The 19,427-nt window shown below is 72.3% G+C and carries 19 protein-coding genes and 1 pseudogene; 13 read left to right on the top strand and 7 right to left on the bottom strand.

Annotated features, from left to right (window positions below; genetic code table 11):
* Positions 1 to 6: 6 nt before the first annotated feature.
* From ABZ193_RS01650 to ABZ193_RS01640, 3 genes are read left to right on the top strand one after another with little or no spacing between them, the layout of a single operon-like run.
* On the top strand, positions 7 to 750 hold the full coding sequence (locus ABZ193_RS01650) for a dienelactone hydrolase family protein (protein WP_020415819.1): 744 nt from the start codon (positions 7 to 9) through the stop codon (positions 748 to 750).
* Entirely contained in the window at positions 747 to 1,757 is a 1,011-nt protein-coding gene (locus ABZ193_RS01645) for an NAD(P)/FAD-dependent oxidoreductase (protein ID WP_020415820.1), read from the top strand. Before ABZ193_RS01650 ends, ABZ193_RS01645 begins: the two co-directional genes overlap by 4 nt.
* A 25-nt stretch (positions 1,758 to 1,782) precedes the next feature.
* Entirely contained in the window at positions 1,783 to 2,124 is a 342-nt protein-coding gene (locus ABZ193_RS01640; RefSeq protein WP_020415821.1) for a 4Fe-4S binding protein, read from the top strand.
* Positions 2,125 to 2,151: 27 nt separating this feature from the next.
* On the opposite strand, the gene ABZ193_RS01635 is transcribed toward ABZ193_RS01640, so the two are convergent.
* A complete protein-coding gene (locus tag ABZ193_RS01635) occupies positions 2,152 to 2,697 on the bottom strand; it encodes an SDR family oxidoreductase (RefSeq protein WP_157358341.1) in 546 nt (181 codons plus the stop codon).
* A 124-nt stretch (positions 2,698 to 2,821) separates the two neighbouring features.
* Positions 2,822 to 3,127, bottom strand: coding sequence for a cupin domain-containing protein (locus tag ABZ193_RS01630; RefSeq protein WP_020415822.1), 306 nt, complete (start codon positions 3,125 to 3,127; stop codon positions 2,822 to 2,824).
* 95 nt (positions 3,128 to 3,222) lie between these two features.
* Here ABZ193_RS01630 and ABZ193_RS01625 point away from each other — a divergent pair.
* Together ABZ193_RS01625 and ABZ193_RS01620 are read left to right on the top strand one after the other, a co-directional pair.
* Positions 3,223 to 3,429, top strand: a pseudogene (locus tag ABZ193_RS01625) (NAD(P)H-binding protein); the annotation flags it as partial.
* Between the two features lie 49 nt (positions 3,430 to 3,478).
* A complete protein-coding gene (locus ABZ193_RS01620; protein WP_027935527.1) occupies positions 3,479 to 3,943 on the top strand; it encodes a hypothetical protein in 465 nt (154 codons plus the stop codon).
* Here the strand turns inward: ABZ193_RS01620 and ABZ193_RS01615 are convergent.
* From ABZ193_RS01615 to ABZ193_RS01605, 3 genes are all read right to left on the bottom strand, one after another.
* Complete coding sequence (locus ABZ193_RS01615; protein ID WP_020415825.1) at positions 3,919 to 5,562, bottom strand: AMP-dependent synthetase/ligase; 1,644 nt, start codon at positions 5,560 to 5,562, stop codon at positions 3,919 to 3,921. The genes ABZ193_RS01620 and ABZ193_RS01615 overlap by 25 nt on opposite strands.
* A gap of 40 nt (positions 5,563 to 5,602) precedes the next feature.
* Positions 5,603 to 6,823, bottom strand: coding sequence for an alpha/beta hydrolase fold domain-containing protein (locus ABZ193_RS01610; protein WP_162146019.1), 1,221 nt, complete (start codon positions 6,821 to 6,823; stop codon positions 5,603 to 5,605).
* Positions 6,824 to 7,280: 457 nt separating this feature from the next.
* Complete coding sequence (locus ABZ193_RS01605) at positions 7,281 to 7,940, bottom strand: helix-turn-helix domain-containing protein (RefSeq protein WP_354708453.1); 660 nt, start codon at positions 7,938 to 7,940, stop codon at positions 7,281 to 7,283.
* A gap of 141 nt (positions 7,941 to 8,081) precedes the next feature.
* Between ABZ193_RS01605 and ABZ193_RS01600 the strand changes: the two genes are divergently transcribed.
* The 5 genes from ABZ193_RS01600 to ABZ193_RS01580 are packed head-to-tail and all read left to right on the top strand — an operon-like array spanning position 8,082 to position 14,029.
* Positions 8,082 to 9,641 carry an ABC transporter substrate-binding protein gene (locus ABZ193_RS01600; RefSeq protein WP_354708452.1) on the top strand — a complete coding sequence of 520 codons (1,560 nt, stop codon included), beginning with the start codon at positions 8,082 to 8,084 and terminating at the stop codon, positions 9,639 to 9,641.
* Positions 9,638 to 10,816, top strand: a complete 1,179-nt coding sequence (locus ABZ193_RS01595) for a hypothetical protein (protein ID WP_354708451.1) — start codon at positions 9,638 to 9,640, stop codon at positions 10,814 to 10,816. The genes ABZ193_RS01600 and ABZ193_RS01595 overlap by 4 nt, the downstream gene beginning before the upstream one ends.
* Positions 10,817 to 10,818: 2 nt before the next feature.
* Positions 10,819 to 11,739, top strand: coding sequence for an ABC transporter permease (locus ABZ193_RS01590; RefSeq protein ID WP_354708450.1), 921 nt, complete (start codon positions 10,819 to 10,821; stop codon positions 11,737 to 11,739).
* Positions 11,739 to 12,536: an ABC transporter permease gene (locus ABZ193_RS01585; RefSeq protein ID WP_354708449.1), complete on the top strand. Its 798-nt coding sequence runs from the start codon at positions 11,739 to 11,741 to the stop codon at positions 12,534 to 12,536. Before ABZ193_RS01590 ends, ABZ193_RS01585 begins: the two co-directional genes overlap by 1 nt.
* A complete protein-coding gene (locus ABZ193_RS01580) occupies positions 12,530 to 14,029 on the top strand; it encodes an ABC transporter ATP-binding protein (RefSeq protein ID WP_354708448.1) in 1,500 nt (499 codons plus the stop codon). Before ABZ193_RS01585 ends, ABZ193_RS01580 begins: the two co-directional genes overlap by 7 nt.
* A gap of 154 nt (positions 14,030 to 14,183) precedes the next feature.
* On the opposite strand, the gene ABZ193_RS01575 is transcribed toward ABZ193_RS01580, so the two are convergent.
* Positions 14,184 to 14,984 carry an alpha/beta fold hydrolase gene (locus tag ABZ193_RS01575; protein ID WP_354708447.1) on the bottom strand — a complete coding sequence of 267 codons (801 nt, stop codon included), beginning with the start codon at positions 14,982 to 14,984 and terminating at the stop codon, positions 14,184 to 14,186.
* Positions 14,981 to 15,823 carry an alpha/beta hydrolase gene (locus ABZ193_RS01570; RefSeq protein ID WP_354708446.1) on the bottom strand — a complete coding sequence of 281 codons (843 nt, stop codon included), beginning with the start codon at positions 15,821 to 15,823 and terminating at the stop codon, positions 14,981 to 14,983. Before ABZ193_RS01570 ends, ABZ193_RS01575 begins: the two co-directional genes overlap by 4 nt.
* Positions 15,824 to 15,947: 124 nt before the next feature.
* Between ABZ193_RS01570 and ABZ193_RS01565 the strand changes: the two genes are divergently transcribed.
* The 3 genes from ABZ193_RS01565 to ABZ193_RS01555 are packed head-to-tail and all read left to right on the top strand — an operon-like array spanning position 15,948 to position 19,413.
* The gene (locus ABZ193_RS01565; protein ID WP_354708445.1) at positions 15,948 to 17,117 is read left to right on the top strand and encodes a CoA transferase; all 1,170 of its coding nucleotides are present in this window, start codon (positions 15,948 to 15,950) and stop codon (positions 17,115 to 17,117) included.
* Complete coding sequence (locus ABZ193_RS01560) at positions 17,117 to 18,085, top strand: NADPH:quinone oxidoreductase family protein (protein WP_354708444.1); 969 nt, start codon at positions 17,117 to 17,119, stop codon at positions 18,083 to 18,085. The genes ABZ193_RS01565 and ABZ193_RS01560 overlap by 1 nt, the downstream gene beginning before the upstream one ends.
* On the top strand, positions 18,082 to 19,413 hold the full coding sequence (locus ABZ193_RS01555; RefSeq protein ID WP_354708443.1) for an MFS transporter: 1,332 nt from the start codon (positions 18,082 to 18,084) through the stop codon (positions 19,411 to 19,413). Before ABZ193_RS01560 ends, ABZ193_RS01555 begins: the two co-directional genes overlap by 4 nt.
* Positions 19,414 to 19,427: the final 14 nt, after the last annotated feature.

Raw genomic sequence — 19,427 nt, 5'->3', positions numbered from 1 at the left:
ACCGACATGACCACCTCCGAACCCCTGGGCGACTGGCTGGAGCTGTCCACCAGCGACGGTCCGATGCGCGTCTACCGCGTGCGCCCGGAGCACCCCGTCACCCCGCCCGCCGCGGTCCTGGTCCTGCAGGAGGCGTTCGGCGTCAACGACCACATCCAGGACGTCACGCGCCGCGTCGCCGCGGAAGGCTACCTCGCACTGGCACCGGAACTGTTCCACCGCACCGGTGGCGGCACGGTCGACTACGCCGACCGCGAGAAGGCGATGGCGCTGATCGACGCGATCACGCCGGACCAGATCGACACCGACGTCGTCGCCGTGCTGGAACACCTCGACGAAAAGGAGAACATCCCGGTCCAGCGCACCGCCGTCCTCGGCTTCTGCTTCGGCGGCCGGGCGGCGTTCACCGCGGCGACCACCACGCTGGGACTCGGCGCCACCGTCGCCTTCTACGGCCCCGGCGTGGTCACCGGGCCGCACGCGGTGCTCGATCGCATCGACAACATCACCGGACCCGTGCTCATGATCGTCGGGGACCAGGACCCCACCATCCCGGTCGACCACCGCGAGGCGATCTCCAGCGCTGCCCGGCGCACCGGGGTGGACCTGCGGATGGCGGTGTTCCCCGGCGCGGGGCACGCCTTCCACTGCGACGCTCGCCCCGCGATGTACCACGAGGCCGCGGCGCGGCAGGCGTGGCAGCAGGCCACGTCGCTCCTCGCCGACGTTTTCGGGACCCCGGGGCGATGAGCACCGCCGATCTCGACGCCGATGTCCTGATCGTCGGTGCGGGCCCGAGTGGCCTGTTCGCCTCGTACTACGCGGGCCTGCGGGAGCTGTCCGTGGTGCTGCTCGACTCGCTGCCCGAACCGGGTGGCCAGTTGATGGCCCTGTACCCGCAGAAGCCGGTGTACGACGTCGCCGGCCTGCCGGAGGTGACCGGCGCCGCACTGACGGAGGCGCTGGTCACCCAGGCCGAGGTCGCGGCTCCCACCTGGGTGCTCGGCGAACAGGCCACCACCTTGGATCGGAACCCGGCCGGCGGGGAACGCCGGTTCACCGTCACAACCAGCAGTGGGCGGAGAGTCCACGCCGACGGGGTTGTCGTCGCCGCCGGGATCGGCAGCTTCCGGCCCCGTCGCCTCGACGCGGCAGAGCCGCATCTCGGTCGCGGGGTCAGCTACTCCCTCGGCGACCTGACCGACTACCACGCCCGGGACGTCGTGATCGTCGGCGGCGGCGACAGCGCCGTGGACTGGTCGTTGATGGTGGCGCCGGTCGCCCGCTCGCTGACCGTGGTGCACCGGCGCCGCACCCTCCGCGCTCACGCGCGGTCGGTCAGCCGGCTGCAGCAGACCGACGCCCGCATCATCCTCGATGCCGACGTGGTCGCCACACACGGCGACGGCCGGCTCGAGGCGGTCACCGTGCGCGGACGGGACGGCGACGAGCAGCAGCTCCCCACCGACGCCCTGATCGCCGCCCTGGGCCACACCGCCGATCTCGGTCCCCTCGCCTCGTGGGGCTTCGAGCTGACAGGCCGCCAGATCGTGGTCGACGAGCGGATGTCCACCACCGTTCCCGGCGTCTACGCGATCGGCGACGTGACCGCGCACCCCGGCAAGGTGCGCATCATGGCCGTCGGCTTCGGTGAAGCCGCGACCGCGATCAACAACCTGGCAGCGGCACTGCGCCCTGGTGAGGCAGTGTTCCCCGGCCACTCCACCGAACTGATGGACGCGGCGCGAATCGCGTGACGCGCTGTGGAAAGGAAGACCACCCATGCCATACGTGATCGGCGCGCCATGCGTCGACGAACTGGACGGGTCGTGCGTCGACGCCTGCCCCGTGGACTGCATCTACGAGGGCGCCCGCAAGCGCTACATCAACCCCCTGGAATGCATCGAGTGCGGGAACTGCCTGCCGGCCTGCCCGGTCGACGCCATCACGAAGGGACCGCCGCCCGACGCTCCCGAATGGGCCGAGGACAATGCCCGGTTCTTCGCCGAGCCACTGCCCGGCAGGACCGAGCCCCTCGACTCACCAGGCGGCGCCTCGCTGCTCGGCCCGCTCGGGGTCGACACCGAGCTGGCCGCGAGCACGGGCAAGGACCAGACCGGGTGAGCTTCTCCCCCACCGCCCCGGTCGACGTTACTGTCCTGCCTCAGCGCGGCCCAGCAGCGTGAAACCACAGCTCGACTGCGCGCGTGTTCGAGCACGTGCATGACCAGCCAACGCAGAATCCTCGTATACCCGCCTGCGGGCAACGCAGCTCGCCCGTGCCCCACGTCGCAAGGCGCGCAGCCCACCCACCTGCGTCTCCAGGCGACGAGCCGGAACCCGCTCGGCCGACGTGGACTGGCGCTCAGTGCGGCGACGGGGCGGACGGGGCGGTCCCGCCTGGCGGGCCACCAGACCGTCGCACCCACGCTCCTTTTTGTACAGTCCGGCACCCGGACCGAGCGGCACGACCCGCCGGCGCACCAGTGGTCGGCGAACGGCCAGCGGGAGGCCGCCGTCGCCCGGGAAGTCGGCGCCGGTGATGTAGGACGAGGCGTCGGAGGCGAGGAAGAGCATCATCTCCGCGATCTCCCTGGGCTCGGCCGAACCGCTTGAGCGGGATGCGGTCGGCCAGCCGAACCTGCCGCTCACTCCCGGGTGAATAGTGTCGCGCAGCCGGACCGCGGCGAAGTCCATCCGCCACTGCGTCAGGTAAGCCCCGGGACTCTGCCCGATCGCAGCCGGAAACCTGCGAGCGAGCGTCGCGCGGGACACCGAGATCGCCGACGCCAGGGTGGTCGCGGTCCACGGCCGGGACGGCTCACGATGGATAACGTTCCAGCGCCTCCCCGACGACCGGATCGGCCAGCATGCCGAGCCACGTCCCGCGCTGCTCGGCGGGCCAGGTCGCCAGCCAGGCCCGCAGCACCTGGATCAGCATGACGTCGGCGAGGCTGTTCAGCACGGCGGCCGTCGCCGGCTGTGGGTGGGCGAGTTCGCGGCCGAGCAGGCGCACCGCATCGTCGAAACACGCCGCGCCGGCATCGGCGCGCACGTGGACCAGCGGAGGAAGCGCCCGGAGCACCTGGGTGCGCACCGCCGGGTCGTGGTCGTAGTGAATGGTCACGATCGGGTCCGCGCCGGCGCCGACCCGATCGTGACCGTCTCGCCGGACTCGCGGGCACGCGCTGCGCCCGCCGCGTCGCAGGCGCACTCGTCACCGGAGCCAACCGGGACCTCGGCACGCATTTCGCCCGGGAACTGCTGGAGCGGGGAGCGGTCAAGGTCCACGCCACGGCACGACGGCCGGAGATGGTCGATCTTCCGGGCGTCGAGGTGCTGCCGCTGGACGTCACCGACCCCGCGTCGGTCGCGGCGGCCGCCGCCGTGGCCGGGGACGTCACCCTGCTGGTCAACAACGCCGGAATCTCCTGCGGAGTCAACCTCGTCGACGGGGATCTTCTACGGCACCCTGGCGATGATCCGGGCCTTCGCGCCTGTGCTGGGCAGCAACGGCGGCGGCGCGATCCTCAACGTGCTGTCGAACCTGTCGTGGCTGAGCTACGACGGAAACAACGCCTACGCCGTCGCCGAGTCCGCGGAGTGGAGCCTGACGAACGGCGTCCGGCTCGAGCCGGCCGGTCAGGGCACGCTCGTCAGAGGCGTGGTCTTCGGCCCCACCGCGACCGAGACCATGCGCACGTACGCGAGCGACGCGGTGATGCACGATCCGGTGGACATCGTCCGGACGCGCTCGACGGGATCGAGGCCGGCACGACCGAGATCATCGCCGATCGGTTCGGCGCGGAGGCGAAGGCCGCGCCGTCCGGGCCGCCCCGGGGATTCGTCCTGGAGACGGTTCCCCGCGGATAGCAGGCGCGCAGGCCGACGTGTTCCGGTCGGCCTGCCCGGCCACCATCACGCAAGCCCACCGTCGCGGTAGAGGCCCTCGATCACGCCCGAATACCTGTCATCGATCACTCGGCGGCGCAGCTTCATCGTGGGTGTGAGCTCGTGGCCGGGCAGCCACTCGGCGTCCAGGACGGCGAACTTCTTGATCTGCTCGACGCGAGCGAGACCCGCGTTCGCGGCGTCGATCTGTGCCTGGACGGCAGCTGACACCGCCGCGTCGGTGTCGCCGGGGCCGAACGCCGCACGATTCGGCACGACCAGGCACACGTTGTAGGGGCGCCGATCTCCGATGACGCACACCTGGCTGATCGCACGACCAGCGGCGAGCACTGCCATCTCGATGTTGGCCGGAGACATGTTCTTGCCGGCCGCGTTGATGATGAGCTCCTTCTTGCGGTCGACGATCCACACGAATCCGTCGCCGTCGATCCGGGCGACGTCACCTGTGTGGAACCAGCCGTTCGCGTCGATCGCTTCCGCCGTCTTCTCGGGCAGGCCACGGTAGCGGCGCATGACTTGAGCGCTTCGAACGAGAAGCTCACCGTCGTCGGCGAGCGCGAGTTCGACGCCGCTCAACGGCTTGCCGACGCTTCCCGGCCGCCGGCTGGCCGGCGTGCTGATCGTGACCAGACAGGACAGCTCCGACATCCCCAGCACCTCGCAGAGCGGAAGACCGAGGGCGTCGAAGAACTCCACGACACTCGGCGGTGTGGGCGCAGCGCCGGTGTTGACCCAAGTGGCAGCGTCCAGTCCGAGGCGTTCGCGGACGTGGGCGGCGAGCGCCGGGTTCTCGAGTACGTCGGAGACGAGGTCGCCTTCGTATTCCTCCTCTGCGCGGACCTTGAGCTTCTCCCAGATCCGGGGAACTGCGCCGAAGATCGTCGGACGGACCTCCGCGATCGCATCGAACAGCTGGGACGCATCGGCTACCGATGTCACCGTATTGCCGTAGGTCATGAAGGCCGAGTAGTGCGAAGCCCATCGGTCGGCCACGTGGGCCGCCGGCAGAAAGCTGATCTGGCGGCCACCGCCGCTCAGTGGCAGGGACGAATGCACTCCACGGAGCTCCTCGAGCATGCCCCGGTGCGTCAGTTCGACGCCCTTGGGCGGCCCCGTGGTTCCCGACGTGTAGATCAACGTCAGGAGATCGTCCGGTCCCACGCCTGCGGACGAGAAGTCGAAATCGGTCGTGTCCGCGGCAAGTTCCGGCGCGAGCCCGTCGATCACCAGCACCTGCTCCAGCGGAGTGCCCAGTCGCCGGGTTGCCTCCACCACGCCCGAGAAGGTTCGTTCCGTCACGAGGAGGCGTGCTCCGGAATCGACGAGGACGTGTCTCAGCTGCTCGGCCGGCGAAGTGTGGTAGAGGCTGAACGGCACGGCGCCCAGGAACATGACAGCGGCGTCGACGACGTGGAACTCCGGCCGGTTGCGCAACATGAGGGCCACGACATCACCGCGGCCGACACCTAGCTCCCGGAGACGGCTCGCCACTTCACCGATGCGGGCCAGCACCTGGCGGTATGTCCACTCGACCTTCGACTCGTGTGACCGGAGGGCCGGCTGCTCGGGTCGCGCGGAAGCGGTCGCGAGGAGGACCTCGCACAACGAGCTGGACTGCTCCAGCCGGGCGTCGGGTGAACTGTGCGACACGGACCTTCCTTCACGGGTCGACGTGCGTTCGCGCACGAGGTCAGTTCCCGCGCACCCGCTTCGCGAACCCCACGATGTCGGCGACCGCCGCCTTCGTGCTGGCACCGACGTAGTGGCGGAAGATGACCTCGGCACCGTGGACGATGCCCAGGTTCACCCGTGCCGACACCGCGACGCCGGCTCGCGCGAGCTTGCGGGCGAAGGCAATTCCCTCGTCGCGCAGTGGATCCAGCTCGTTGACCGAGATCACGAACGGCGGTAGACCGCGCAGATCCTCTTCGGTGGCGTAGTAGGGCCACGCGATGGGGTCTTCGGTGTGCTCGCCGTGCGGGTCGTAGGCACGGACGAGGAGAGCCATCATGCCTGTCTCGATGAAGTACCCGTCGTTCTCGACCAGCGAAGGCAGCTCGGCGAGTCGCCGTTCGCGGTCCCACCCGTAACCACCGCTGATGTACGGAACGCTGGCGTAGACGCCGTCGATGACGTCGATCCCCCGCCGCTTCGCGAGCAGTGCCGTGGCGATCGCCAGGTTTCCACCGCCCGACTCACCTTGGATGACGACCGACGAGAGGCCGAGCTCGCCCCTGTGCTCGTGGACCCACACCGCACCGGTGAGGCAGTCCTCGACCCCGGCGGGGAAGGGGTCGTGGGTCGCCGCGGTGCAGGCGTTGCGGAAATCGACCATCACGACGATCGCACCGGCGAGGGCGACGTCGGTGCACCAGCGGCGATGCACCGGATTGTCGGTGGTCAGGATCGTCATGCCGCCGCCGTGCGCGTAGACGACACCGGGCAACGGGCCGGCCACGCCACGCGGCCGGAAGATGTGCAGGGTGATCTCGTTGCCGTCCACACCGGTGATGCTTGCGGTGCTCACGTCGACGTCCTCGCTGTCGCCGGGCAGTGACAGGTCGATCGTCTCGTACAGCGCCTGGAACCCGTCGTGTGCGGCGCGGACGGCCGCCAGCACGGTCTCGAGGTCGTCGGACGAGGAGACGGGCGGGGGCGCTCCGGTGACCTCGAGTCCGACGGCAGCGAGGCCGGCGAGCATTGCCGGGGAAAAGCGCTCGTCGCTCACCGGCGAGCGGGCCTCGTCGCCGAGTCGGCCTGGCAATCCGGGGGCGGCAAGGAACGGGGTCGCAGTCATGCCCACCTCATCGTGGTCTCGGTCACATTGCGCATCACTGTAGGTCGAGACGTTACGTTTGGCAATAGGTAACAGGCGTCCCGGTTCAGGAGGTCGCGCGGCGGGCGTGGACACCGGCTCGCGAACTGGGAATACCAGGCGACAAGCCCGGGGTCGTCGACACTCGAAGAACTTCCGCAGTCGGGACAACGACGCACTCATCGCCGCTGCCCGACCGACATCCGCTCGGCCGCCCTCCTGACACTGCACTCGGCCATCAACGCCAGCAGCAGGTTGAGCAGTCATCACCACACCGCAATGGCGGTTCGCCAGGATCGCGACGCGTGCTGCTCTGCAACTACCGTGGGGGGTTGAACCAGGCGCCGGCCGAGGGATACTTCGACACGAAATCGAGTCGATCGAAGAGCCGCGAGAGCTGATCGGCTTCATCGTGCACGCCACCCGGGTCAAGTTCGAGCAGTGGTCAGACCTGATGCGGCAGGTCGTCGCCGCCGCGCCGCGATTGACCCCTCGGCCGGCCGAGACTCTCCTGACCTCGGCCGGCGACACCCGCGTTCACCGCAAAGAATGACTACGCGAGCAGCTCGTCGCGGTAGATGCTGAAACGGACCGTGCGCGCCGCGTCGACGAGGGCGGGCCGCAGCCGCTGCCACGCCTCGCCCCGGCCGCCGGTGAGGGTCAGCGCGGCGACCACGGCGCCGGCCTTGTCGGTGATCGCCGCGGACATCGACGAACGGCCCGTGATGTCGCGGTGCACCGCGATTCGCCCGTCCCGCACGGGATTGCCGTCGGGGCCGTCGAACGCGCTGAACAGCAATCCCGCCGAGGAAGCGTCCGCGCGGAGCCTGCTGCCCTCGTGCACGTCCGGCGTGCCGGGACCGGCGTGCGCGAGGCTGACGACGAGCGCTTCGTCCTGGTCGAGCACGCTGAGGTAGGCGGTCCTGCCGGTCGCCGCCGCCAGCTCGCGGATGTGGCGGGACGTGTCGCGCTGGATCCTGCGCACGCACGGGGCGGAGCTGCCGATCGCCCACACCCGGGTCGCGAGGCGGTAGCGGCCGTCGGCCTGCTGTTCCAGGCCACCCCACTCGGTCAGCTCCCGCACCATCCGCCACGCCGTCGCGACCGGAAGACCGGTGCGCTCGGCGATCTGGGTGACCTGCAGCGGCCCGGACGCCCGCTCCACCGCGTCCAGCACGGACAGCACGCGGGCCGCGACACTTCGAGGCGGCATCGCTTGCGCTCCTTCCCTTGCTCCGCGCGGAAACTAGCACGCGGTTCGACAGCGGCAGCCGTCGTCCCACTCCGTGAACGCTTTCCGGAGAGTGAAAACGCGAGCCCGGCCGCGATGATTCCGGCGCACATACTCGGCGCCGTGCTACGACGAACATCCCTCCTCCTGTGCGGGGCGGCAGTGCTCACCGCCTGCGGCACCGGCGGCGCCGAGAGCGGCCCGGCGGCCACGCTCAGGGCCGGCCTCGCCGCGCCGATCGGCTGCCTCGATCCACATCAGACCCCGCAGACCCCGAACCTCCAGGTGTCCCGCCAGTTCGTGGACTCGCTCACCGACCAGGACCCGCGGACCGGCGAGATCGTGCCGTGGCTGGCGGAGTCGTGGACGGTCGACGAGCGGGCCACCCGCTTCACGTTCACCTTGCGTGACGGCGTGACTTTCAGCGACGGCACCCCGCTGGACGCCGCCGCGGTCGTCGCCAACCTCGACGACGTGGCCGCGCTCGGTGCCCGGTCCCCGCTCGGCGCCACCTACCTCGCCGGGTACGCGGGCGCCACCGCGTCCGGCCCGCGCACCGTCGAGGTGCGCTTCGACACCCCGAGCGCGCAGTTCCTCCAGGCCACGTCCATGGTGACGCTCGGCATGCTCTCGCCGGAGACCTTGGCGGAGACCCCGGAGAAGCGGTGCGCGGGCACGCTCACCGGCTCCGGCCCGTTCGTGCTCGACGCGGTGGCGCTCAACGAGGAGGTGCGGCTCACCGCGCGCGAGGGCTACGCGTGGGCCAGCGACCTGGCCACGCACCAGGGCACACCGCGGGTGCGCACGCTGGTCTTCGCGATCGTCACCGATCCGAGCGCACGGCACGGCAGCCTCGTCTCCGGTCAGCTCGACGCCGACCTGCAGGTCCTCCAGCAGGACGAGCCGTCGTTCGGCGGCGACGACGTCCAGGGTCCCCGGCTGCTGACGGGCACCCGGCCCGGCGTCGTGTACACGTTGCTGCCCAACGAATCGCGGCCGGCGTTGCGTGATCCCGCGGTGCGCCGCGCGGTGGGTCTCGCGCTGGACCGCGCGGAGTTCGCGCCGCTGTTGTCGGCAGGCGAGCGCCCGGCGACCGACGTCCTCGCCTCGACCACGCCAGGCTACGCCGACCGGTCGCGGGACTTGGCGTTCGACCGGCGTGAGGCGGTCCGCCTGCTCGACGCGGCGGGGTTGCGACCTGGTGCGGACGGCGTGCGGGCGTCGTTCACGCTGGTGTACTCGGCGACCGAACGGTACGGCGCGGTCTACCAGCTCATGGCCCAGCAGCTGGCCGAGGTCGGGATCGAGCTGCGGGTGACGCCACTGGACGACGCCACCAACAGCGCACGCCAGAGCGCCGGCGACTACGACTTCGTGTCCTGGGCGGTCACCCGGGGCGACCCGGCGGTGCTGGCGAGCCTGTACCCGGTGGCGAGCGCGAACCCGTTGCGCCGCACGGCACCGGACGAGCTGGACGCCGCGATCGCGGCGATCGCCACCGTCCTCGCCCCCGGGGAGCGGACACGGGCCGTGGACACGGCGGCGAAGGCGATCCTCGCCGGCGGGCACGGCATCCCCTTGTTCGAGCAGGCTTCGTCGATCGGTCTGGCGCCCCGGGTGTCCGGGGTGCGGCTGGACGGTTCGGGACGGCCGATCTTCTCCGACGCGGAGGTGGGCGCATGACGTGGCACGAGTTCGGTGACGGGCGGGCGGTGACCGCCGCCTCGTTCGTCGCGGCGGCGCGGTCGCTGCTGGACGCGGCGGTCGACGCCGCCGGTGGCGGGGAGGAGACCAGGGCCGACTTCGTCGCCGGCCTCGCCGCCTGCCTGGCCACCTCCGGTCCCTACGCGACACTCCGTCTCGACGCGGGCCTCGTCGACCAGGGGGTGCGTGGCGAACTGGCCGCGAACGCGGACGCGGTCTCGGCACTGGTGCTGGACCTCGTCGCGGACGCACCGCCACCGCCACGGACGGGTCCCGCCGACATCCACAGCAGCTGCGTGGGCTACTCGTGGATCCCGCCGGTGGTCCGCAGGCTGATCGGCGGGCCGGAGCTGCATCCGGCCCGCAACCTGTACAACGAGTGGCTGTGGCAGCTCGTGCTGCTGCGGGACGCGTTGATCCCGTTCACGAACCCGGCCGAGGTGCCGCTGCTCGCCGGGCCCGACGGGCTGACCCACCTGCAGGACGCCCGTGACTGGTTCGCGGTCCAGGTCATGACCCGTCGCATAGCGCACGAGGCGATCGTCCGGTTCGCCGCCGAGGTCGTCGCAGGCGCACGGGCCGACGGCGCGTACGGGTTCCAGCACGGCGGTGCGGTGGTGCTGCCGCCGGTCGCGCTGGACGGGCCGGTGCTCGGCCCGGCGTACCTGCTGACGTACCGCGCGGGCACGCTCGTGCCGGAGGACGTCGCGTTCTTCGTGCCTGCCACGGACCAGCAGACCGCCAGCCTGTCCGCGCCCGCGAAGGCGACGGGTGAGGTCGAGGTGGTCAGCCTGTCCGACCGGCTCGTCCCCGGTCCGCCAGGACCGGCGGGGACCCGCCCCCTCACGCTCGTCGTGGGCTTCGACGGGCACGAGTGGACGGCCGACCTCGGGCAGGCGCTGCGCGGGCACCGGTACGCCGCGCGGCCGAGTGGTCCGCAACGGACGTCCACCGCGGACACGGCCACCTGGTCGGGGTGTGCGGTGCTGCGGGAGGACGGCGTGGTCGCCGTGCCCGACGGCGGGGTCATCCCGACCGGCGGCCAGCGCGCGCTGACACTGGCGCTGCTGGGCAGGCTGCGGCCGGGGAACGTCGTGCTCTGGACCGGCCAGGACGTGGAGCCGGGCAGCGTGCTCCTCGACGTCAGGGGCTGACCGTGCGCCGGTTCGTCCTGCGGCGGGTCGGACAGGCCGCCGTCGTGGTGCTGGCTGCCTACACGCTGACGTTCGCCGCGTTCCACCTGCTGCCCGCCGACCCGGTGCGGATCATGATCGGCCCGGAGAACGCGGTCGACGAGGCGAGGGTGGCCGCGCTGCGTGCCGAGTTCGGGTTGGACCGGCCCGCGTTGGTCAGGTACCTCGACGGGCTGTGGCACGCGCTGCGCGGCGACTTCGGCACATCGTTCCAGACCGGCCGCGGGGTCGGCGCGACGATCGCCGACGCGGCACCCAGGACGCTGGCGCTGGCCGGCGCGGCGCTGCTCCTGGCCGTGCCGCTGGGGTTCGCGATCGCCTGGCTCGCCGCGCACACCGGCAGACCGTGGTTGCGCCGCTTGCTCGGTGGCCTGCCGGGGCTGTCGCTGTCGATGCCGACGTTCTGGCTCGGCCTGGTGTTGCTGCAGGTGTTCTCGTTCGGGTTGCGGCTGTTCCCGGCTCGCGGCGACGGCCTGGCGGGGCTCGTGCTGCCCGCGATCACGCTGGCCGTGCCGTCGTCGGCGTTCGTGGCGCAGGTGCTCTCGGTGCGGCTGCTGGCGGAGATGCGGCAGCCCTACGTGAGCACCGCGCGTGCCAAGGGCGCGTCGGTGGCGCGGGTGGTGTCGGTGCACGCGCTGCGCAACGCGACGATGCCCGCGCTGACCATGGTGGCGCTCCTGGTGGGCTGGCTGCTGTCCGGCTCGGTCGTGGTGGAGACCGTGTTCGCGCGCAACGGGCTCGGCCGGCTCGTGGAGACCGCGGTGACGACCCGGGACCTGCCGGTGCTGCAAGGGCTGGTGGTGGTCACGACCGCGCTCGTCACGGTGCTGGCGCTCGCCGTGGACCTGCTGCACCCGCTGGTCGACCCGAGGGAGCGCGGGTGATGTTCCGCAGACCAGGTGTGCTGGCGGCCGTCGCCGTGCTGGTGGTGGTCGTGGCGGCCGCCCTGGCGCCCGGGCTGTTCACCGCGGCGGATCCGGTGCGGGGCGCGATCGCCGACCGGTTGCGGCCGCCCGGTGCCGCTCACCCCTTCGGCACCGACGAACTGGGGCGGGACCTGTTCGCGCGAGTGGTGCACGGATCGGCGGCGTCGTTGTCGGCGGCCGTCCTGGCGGTGGGCATCGCGGTGCTCGCCGGGTCTTTGCTCGGACTGGTGGCGGGCACCGCTCGGGGTGTCGTCGACGACGTGGTGATGCGGGCGGTGGAGGTGCTGCTCGCGGTGCCGTCGTTCCTGCTCGTGCTGATGGTGGTCGCTGTCCTCGGTCCCGGCACGGGCAACGTGGCGATCGCCGTCGGGGTGTCCGCGGCCGCGGTGTTCGCGCGGATCATGCGAGCCGAGGTCGTCCGGGTCCGCGGTGCCGGGTACGTGGAGGCGGCCGTCGTGTGCGGCACCGGCCGGAACACGACGCTGATGACGCACGTGCTGCCGAACGCGGCGAGCCCGGTCGCCGCGCTGGCGGCACTCGAGCTGGGCAACGCGATCCTCACGGTGGCGGCGGTCGGGTTCCTCGGGTTCGGTGCCCCGCCGCCGGAGCCGGAGTGGGGCTCGCTGATCGCGGCGGGCCGCCCCTTCCTCGCCTCGGCGTGGTGGCTCACCACGCTGCCCGGCGTCGTCATCGTGGCCGTGGTGCTCGCGGTCAACCACCTCGGCCACACGTTGCGATCGGAGAACCGATGCTGACCGTACGGGACCTGACCGTCCACTATGGACGTGACGCCGCTGTGACGGGCGCGGACCTCACCGTCCACTCCGGCCAGGTGGTGGCCGTGGTCGGCGAGTCCGGGTCGGGCAAGTCGACGCTCGCGCACGCCGCGGTGGGCCTGCTGCCGCCGACGGCACGGGTCAGCGGCGCGATCACGTTCGACGGGACACGCGTCGAACGGCTCCCGGACCGGCGGTGGCGGCACCTGCGCGGCCGGCGGATCGGGTTCGTGCCGCAGGACCCGGGCACGGCGCTCAACCCGCTGATGACCGTGCACGCTCAGGTCGAGGAGGCGTTGCGGTTGACCGGGAACCCAGCCGACCCGGCCGCGGAGCTGGCGCGCGTGGGGATTCCCGATCCGGACCGGGTGCTCGCCGCGTACCCGCACCAGTTGTCGGGCGGCTACCGGCAGCGGGTGCTGATCGGGATGGCGCTCGCGGGCCGGCCCGCGTTGCTGATCGCCGACGAGCCGACGTCGGCACTCGACACGACCGTGCAGAAGACCGTGCTGGACCTGCTCGCGTCCGTGGCGGCGGACGGCACGAGCGTCCTGCTGGTCACGCACGACCTCGGCGTCGCGGCCGACCGGGCGGACCGGGTGGCCGTCATGTCCGGTGGGCGCATCGTGGAGGAGGGTCCGACGGCGGCCGTGCTCGGCGACCCGAGGGACCCCTACACCCGCCTGCTGCTCGACTCGGCGCCGCGGCCCCGGACAGCGCGGCCGCCGGTGGCCGGACCACTGCTGGAGGTGCGTGACCTGCGCAAGTCGTTCGGCAGGACCGTGGCCGTGGACGGTGTGTCATTCACGCTGGGCAGGGCGGGCGCGCTCGGGCTCGTCGGTGCGTCCGGGTCCGGGAAGTCGACGATCGCGCGGGTCGTCACCGGGTTGACCGAGCCGACGGGCGGCAGCGTGCTCGTGGCGGGCACACCGCCGGTGGCCGGGCGTGGCCGGGTGCAGTTCGTGGCGCAGAACCCGTTCGGTTCGCTGGATCCGCGGTGGCGTGTCGGCCGGATCGTCGCGGAACCGTTGCGGGGCATCGGCAGGGCCGAACGGCGGCGGCGGGTGCTCGGGTTGCTCGCGGACGTCGGCCTGCCCACCTCGTACGTCTCGCGCAGGCCGTCCGCACTGTCGGGTGGGCAACGGCAGCGGGTGGCGATCGCGCGTGCGCTGGCGTCGAGGCCGGACCTGATCGTGCTCGACGAGCCGGTGTCCGCGCTGGACGCCGTGACGCGCGCGCAGATCCTGGACCTGCTGCGGCGGCTGCGCGACCGGCACGGGCTGGCGTACCTGCTGATCTCGCACGACCTCGCGGTGGTCGCGTCCGCCGCCGACCACCTCGTGGTGCTGCGGGACGGCCGCGTCGTGGAATCGGGCCCGACGGCCGACGTGCTGGCCGCGCCGGCGGCCGCGTTCACCCGCGAACTGCTCGCCGCGGTCCCGGGGCGCCGGTCAGTGCACTCGGCGTGGTGACTCGTGAGGTTGTGGACAGCTGTCGGGTTGGTGCGCAGCGAGCAGGTCCGCGGCCGCGGTATCGGCTACGTCCACCCGTCGCCGCGTTCCTGCACCGCCCTCGGGCTGCGCCGCAGCTGCATCTCACCCGGCTGCCTCGACCATCCCCAACCGGTCAGTGCACCAGGCGTGCCAGCCGGTCCGCGTGGGTTGCGAAGACCGCGTGACCGGCGTCCAGCGTGACCTGCTCGAACGCCGGGGCCAGGTCGTCGGCGTCGCGGATCATCACGTCCTGCAGTTCGACCGGCAGGGCGCGATCGGCTGTCGTGCGCACGTACGTCCTCGGGACGCGGCCCCACCGCTCGGCGGTCGCGCCCGCCGGGGTGGTTAGGAACGACAGCGGCTGGTCCGGGCTGAGCAGCGCGGCCAGCGCGTGGAAGCCCGCACTGTCCAGGCCGGAGAAGTACGCGGCGTGGAGTTCCGCCAGGTATGCCGGGTCGGTGCTGCGCGGGTCGATGCGAACCGCGCCGATGGCCGCCGGATCGCCCAGGTACAGGCCGCCACCCAGCGCGGTCTTCGCCTCCGGCAGCGCCAGGTAGGCGCCCGCGGTGCCGAGCCGGGTCGGGACGAACGCCGCCACGTACACCAGTTGTGCCACCAGTTCCGGGGCCAGTTCCGCCACGCGGGTCGCGATCGTGCCGCCCATGCTGTGCGCCACCAGCACAGACCGGCGGCGCAGGGCCGCGATCACGTCCCTCGCGACCTCGTCCAGCGTCAGGTCCGCGAGCGGGGACCGCTCGGTGCGCAGTGCGGCGGTGTCCCTGGTCAGGTAGCTCGCCGGGAAGCGGGCTCGCGTGCCGTGGCCGGGCAGGTCCAGCGCCAGCACCCGGTGCCCGCGCGCGGTCAGTGCCGCGGCCAGGGCCGTGAAGTGCCCCGCGCCGTGCCACGCGCCGTGGATCAGCACCACATCGGTCACGACTCCCACCTCTCCACCAGGATGCCGGCCAGCTCCGCGGGACGTTCCTCCGGAACGTAGTGCCCGCAGTCCTCCACCCAGCACGACGACACGTCCGACGCCGCCGCTTCGACGGTGTCGAGCCACCCGAGCCCGACACCGTACCGCGCGCCGACGACCATTGTGGACACCGTGACCGGTCCAGCGGCGCGGAACGCGCGGTTGTCCTCGATGTCCTGGGGCAGCGCCCGGTAGTACCCCATGGTCGCGCGCACCGCACCGGGTGCGGCCAGGGCACGGGCGTAGGTGTCCAGGTCCACGTCGTCGATGGCGTCCGTGACGTACAGGCCGATCGAGTCGCGGCGGAACATGAACTCCAGGTAGCCGCGTTCCCGCCCGGCCAGCAGGAACTCGGGCAGGTCGGGCACCATGTTGAACCCGAAGTGCCACGACCCTCCGGTCAGCGGGTTCGCCGCGGCGTGGCTGTCCCCCAGTCCGGGAATGCCCGCCTCGACGAACGTCAGGCTCAGCAGCGCGTCCCCGTGCAGCGCCGCGAGCGGGTATGCGACCTGACCGCCGACGTCGTGCCCGACGACGTGGTACCGCCCGAACCCCAGCGACGTCATCAGCCGGTGCACCACCTCCGCGACGGACCGCTTGTCGTACCCGCCGGTCATCCGCGAGCTGGCGCCGAAGCCGGGCAGGTCGGGGACCACGACCGTGTACCGGTCGGCGAGCAGCGGAACCACGTGCCGCCACGCGTACCCCGTCTGGGGCCATCCGTGCAGCAGCAGAACCGCGGGCCCGTCGCCGGCGACCGCGCACTCGACCACACATCCGGGGAGCCTGATCCGTGCCATGTGGACAGCCTGCCGGACCACCGGCCGCGAACAGGGCATCCGTTTCCGTTCACCGGAAACGTGTCGTAGGACCCGGGCATCCGGCGTTCCTATGGTCGGCGGACCACTGCCGCAGGGAGGCCGCATGATCGATCAGATGACGGTGCTGAGCTTCGCGCACTTCGTCCAGGGACCCGCCGCCGCGCAGTACCTCGCCGACCTCGGCGCCGACGTGGTGACCGTCGAGCCACCCGGTGGGTCGTGGGAGCGGCGGGTGGGCAGCGGCGGCATCCGGCTCGCCGGGCGCAGCGTCACGTTCCTGTCGGTGAACCGCAACAAGCGGTCGATCGTCGTCGACCTCAAGCACCCGGACGCGCTGACCGTGCTCCGCCCGCTGATGGAGCGGGCCGACGTGCTGCTGGAGAACTACCGGGACGGCGCGCTGGACCGGCTCGGGCTCGGGTACGAGGCGGTCCGGGCGATCAAACCGGACATCATCTACGCCTCCGCCAGCGGCTGGGGCTCCCGTGGCCCGATGGCGGGTCGTCCCGGTGTGGACCTGCTCGTGCAGGCCCGGACCGGGCTCGTCGACGTGACCGGGAACGGTCCGACCGCGGCGGGCACCCCCGTCGTGGACCACCACGGCGCGGCGCTGCTCGCGATGGGCGTGCTGGCCGCCTACGCCCGCAAGCTCACCACCGGTGCGGGTACGCGGGTCGAGTCGAGCCTGCTCGGCGCGGGGCTCGACCTGCAGGCCGAGTCGCTCGCACTGTACTTCTCCGGCAGGCGGACCGCCGCGGACCTCGAGCGCCCGGCCGAGCTGGCGTGCTGGTCGATCGACGCGCCGTACGGCGTGTACCGGCTGCGGGACGCGTCGGTCGTGATCGCGGTGCACGGCGCGGTGGACGAACTCGGTGACGCGCTCGGCTCCCCCGTGCTGGCGGCCTACGACCAGCAGGCGCGCCGGGCCAAGCGCGACGAGTACACCGCGGCGGTGGCCGAGGTGCTGGGCGCCATGACCTACGCGGAGGTCGCGGAACGCCTGGGGCCCCGGGGTTTCTGGTTCGAGCGGGTGGCCGGTTACGACGACGTGCGCACCGATCCGCAGGTGGCCGCGGAAGGGCTGCTCGCCGAGTTCGACGTGGACGGTGAACCGGCGACGGTCCTGCGGCACCCGGTCCGCTACGACGGCGAACTGCCCGGCATCCGCACCGCACCCGCGGAACTCGGCGAGCACACCCGGGAGGTCCTGCGAGCCGCCGGGTTCTCGGCGGCCGAGGTCGACGGGTTCCTCGCCGCGGGTGTGGTGGCCTGATGCGCGCGCTCGTGTGCACGCGCCTCGGCGAGCTGGACGTGCTCGATGTGCCGTCGCCGAGCCCCGGGCCGGGCGAGGTGGTGGTGGCGGTCAGCCACATCGGGTTGAACTTCCACGACACGCTCGTCGTCGCGGGCACGCACGTGGTGCGGCCGGAACCGCCGTTCTCCCCCGGCAGCGAGTACGCGGGCACGGTCGTCGCGGTGGGCGCCGGGGTGACGTCGGTGCGGGTGGGTGACCGGGTCGCCGGGAACGAGGAGTACGGGTGCGCGCGAGAGGCCGTGGTGGTGCGCGCGGACCGGGTCACCGTCCTGCCCGGGCACGTCACCGACCGGCAGGCGGCGGCGATCCTGGTGACCTACTCGACCGCCTACCACGCGCTGGTCCAGCGAGCGGGGCTGAAACCCGGCGAGACACTCGCCGTGCTCGGCGCGGCGGGCGGGGTCGGCTCGGCCGCGGTGGACGTCGGAAACCTGCTCGGCGCGAGGGTGATCGCCGGTGCGTCCACGGCGGAACGCGCGAACGGGGCGCTGCGGTACGGCGCGCACGAGACGTTCTCCTACGGCGGCACGGACGCCAAGGCCGCCATCAAGGAGCTGACCGGCGGGGGCGCGGACGTGGTGTTCGACCCGGTCGGCGGCGCGGTGGGCGAGGCCGCGGTGCGTGCCGTCGCGTGGGCGGGCCGGTACCTGGTGGTCGGGTTCGCGTCCGGGGACATCCCGCGGGTGGGCCTGAACATCCCGCTCGTGAAGGGTTCGTCGGTGGTGGGCGTGTTCTTCGGCGAGTTCGTGCGGCGGGCACGCGCGGTCCACGAGGCGAACCTGCGGGTGATCTTCGACTGGGCCGGTGCCGGGCGGTTGCGCCACCGCGTGCACGACGTGCTGCCGCTCGAAGACGGGCCACGGGCGCTCCGCGATCTCGCCGCGGGCAAGGTCGAGGGCAAGCTCCTGCTGCACGTGACCGCATGACGCGCACTGGGATCGCGGTCACCGCGCTGCTCGCCGGGACGCTGCTGGCGCCGCTGAACTCGTCGATGGTGGCGGTGGCGCTCGCCCCGATCGGGCGGGAGTTCGCGCTGCCGCCCGGGACGACGACCTGGGTCGTCACCGTGTTCTACCTGACCGCGTGCGTCTGCCAGCCGGTGCTGGGACGGGTCGCCGACCGGATCGGGCCCCGGCGGTTGTTCGCCGCCGGGATGGCCGTCGCCGCCATCGCCTCGGCCGCGGCCACCACCGCGACGTCGCTGCCGGTGCTCGTGCTGTGCCGCGGTGTGCAGGCGGCGGGTGTGTCCGCCGCGTTCCCGTGCGCGGTCCTCGTCATCCGCCGCGGCGGCGAGGTGCGGCGGCTCGCCGCGGTCGCCACCGCCAACACGACCGCGGGTGCGGTCGGGCCGGTGCTGGGCGGGCTGCTCACCGAGTGGGCCGGGTGGCGGGCCGTGTTCTGGGTGAACCTGCCGGTCATGCTGGTCGCGCTGGTGCTGGCGTGGCGGGCGATCGGGCCGGACGAGAAGCGGCAGCGGAACGGCATGAACCTGGACCCCCTCGGCGTGCTGCTGTTCGCGGCGGCCGTCGTCGCGTTGCTCGACCTGATGCTCCGCGGCTCGTGGCCGGCCGCCGTGGTGCTCGTGGTCGCGGCGACCGGGTTCCTGTGGTGGGAGCGTCGGGCGGCGGCGCCGTTCGTGGATGTCCGCGCGCTCGCCGCCGCACCGGGACTGGTGCCGGTGCTCGGCACGTTCGTGCTGTTCAACCTCGCCTACTACGGCGCGTTCTACGGGTTGCCGCCATGGCTGCAGAACACCCTCGGGTACGACGCGGCGGCCGCCGGGCTGCTGGTCATGCCGATCGCGGCGAGCAGCGTGGTGGTGACCGTGGCAGGCGCTCGCGTGGCGGGCCGGTGGACGTTGCCGCTCTCCGGCGGGTTGCTGCTGGTCGGGGTGGCCGCGCTCGCGGCGTTCGGGCCCGGGACACCCGCGTGGCTCATCGTGCTCGACGGGGTCGTGCTCGGCATCCCGTACGGGCTGTGCAACCTAGGACTGCTGCGCCTCATGTACGAACGCGCACCGGAACGCATGTCCGGGGTGGTCGCCGGCCTGTTCCAGTCGGCACGCTACGTCGGCGCCATCCTCGCCGTCGGCGTGGTCGGGGCGACCGGCGCCTTGCGTCCGCTCGCGCTGGCGATGACCGTCGTCGCGGCGGCCGTGATCGGCCTGCTCGCGTTCGACCTCCGACGATCGGGGTCGTCCGGGTTAGGATCAGCCGGTCAGGACCCCGGCCGGACGCTGTGGGCGCGGCCATGACCGAACCGGTGCCG

The sequence above is a fragment of the Amycolatopsis sp. NPDC006125 genome (assembly GCF_040614195.1).
In the GTDB taxonomy this organism is placed as follows: domain Bacteria; phylum Actinomycetota; class Actinomycetes; order Mycobacteriales; family Pseudonocardiaceae; genus Amycolatopsis_E; species Amycolatopsis_E tucumanensis.
This window is presented reverse-complemented; position numbering and strand designations above follow the sequence as displayed.

Bases quoted from the DNA above. Each gene is read 5' to 3' on its own strand.
- ABZ193_RS01595 (WP_354708451.1), top strand. From the start codon at position 9,638: ATGACGTGGCACGAGTTCGGTGACGGGCGGGCGGTGACCGCCGCCTCG.
- ABZ193_RS01650 (WP_020415819.1), top strand. From the start codon at position 7: ATGACCACCTCCGAACCCCTGGGCGACTGGCTGGAGCTGTCCACCAGC.
- ABZ193_RS01645 (WP_020415820.1), top strand. From the start codon at position 747: ATGAGCACCGCCGATCTCGACGCCGATGTCCTGATCGTCGGTGCGGGC.
- ABZ193_RS01605 (WP_354708453.1), bottom strand. From the start codon at position 7,940: ATGCCGCCTCGAAGTGTCGCGGCCCGCGTGCTGTCCGTGCTGGACGCG.
- ABZ193_RS01565 (WP_354708445.1), top strand. From the start codon at position 15,948: ATGATCGATCAGATGACGGTGCTGAGCTTCGCGCACTTCGTCCAGGGA.
- ABZ193_RS01555 (WP_354708443.1), top strand. From the start codon at position 18,082: ATGACGCGCACTGGGATCGCGGTCACCGCGCTGCTCGCCGGGACGCTG.
- ABZ193_RS01620 (WP_027935527.1), top strand. From the start codon at position 3,479: ATGATCCGGGCCTTCGCGCCTGTGCTGGGCAGCAACGGCGGCGGCGCG.
- ABZ193_RS01585 (WP_354708449.1), top strand. From the start codon at position 11,739: ATGTTCCGCAGACCAGGTGTGCTGGCGGCCGTCGCCGTGCTGGTGGTG.
- ABZ193_RS01640 (WP_020415821.1), top strand. From the start codon at position 1,783: ATGCCATACGTGATCGGCGCGCCATGCGTCGACGAACTGGACGGGTCG.
- ABZ193_RS01570 (WP_354708446.1), bottom strand. From the start codon at position 15,823: ATGGCACGGATCAGGCTCCCCGGATGTGTGGTCGAGTGCGCGGTCGCC.
- ABZ193_RS01635 (WP_157358341.1), bottom strand. From the start codon at position 2,697: ATGGACTTCGCCGCGGTCCGGCTGCGCGACACTATTCACCCGGGAGTG.
- ABZ193_RS01580 (WP_354708448.1), top strand. From the start codon at position 12,530: ATGCTGACCGTACGGGACCTGACCGTCCACTATGGACGTGACGCCGCT.
- ABZ193_RS01560 (WP_354708444.1), top strand. From the start codon at position 17,117: ATGCGCGCGCTCGTGTGCACGCGCCTCGGCGAGCTGGACGTGCTCGAT.